At 75.9% G+C, this 468-nt stretch carries 1 protein-coding gene; it reads right to left on the reverse strand.

Going from position 1 to position 468, the window contains the following annotated elements; all coding sequences use genetic code 11:
* Positions 1-468 (reverse strand): ketoreductase domain-containing protein (locus tag VR45_RS40730; protein ID WP_045945025.1); only part of this gene is annotated, 468 nt, incomplete at both ends.

A 468-nucleotide genomic window follows, 5' to 3' on the forward strand; every position in this document is an offset into this window, starting at 1 on the left:
TCCCGGTGCTGTTGGCCCACAGGCCCCAGGCGAGGGAGCGGCCGGGCAGCCCGTCGGCGCGGCGCCGGTGGGCCAGTGCGTCCAGGAAGGCGTTGGCGGCGGCGTAGTTGCCCTGGCCCATGCCGCCGAAGACTCCGGCGATGGACGAGAACAGGACGAACTCGGACAGGTCCAGGCCCGCGGTGAGTTCGTGCAGGTTGATCGCCGCGTCCACCTTGGGGCGCAGGACGAGGTCCAGTTGCTCGGGCGTCATGGTGGCGACGACGCCGTCGGCCAGGACGCCGGCGGCGTGCACCACCCCGGTCAGCGGGTGTGCGGGGGGCAGCGCAGCCAGCAGGGCCGCGAGGGCGTCGCGGTCGGCGGCGTCGCAGGCGGTGATCTCGGCGTGCGCGCCCAGGGCGGCGAGTTCGGCGAGGAGTTCCGCCGCGCCGTCGGCGGCGGGGCCGCTGCGGCTGGTCAGCAGCGGGC

Source organism: Streptomyces sp. NRRL S-495 (genome assembly GCF_000966955.1).
GTDB lineage: Bacteria > Actinomycetota > Actinomycetes > Streptomycetales > Streptomycetaceae > Kitasatospora > Kitasatospora purpeofusca.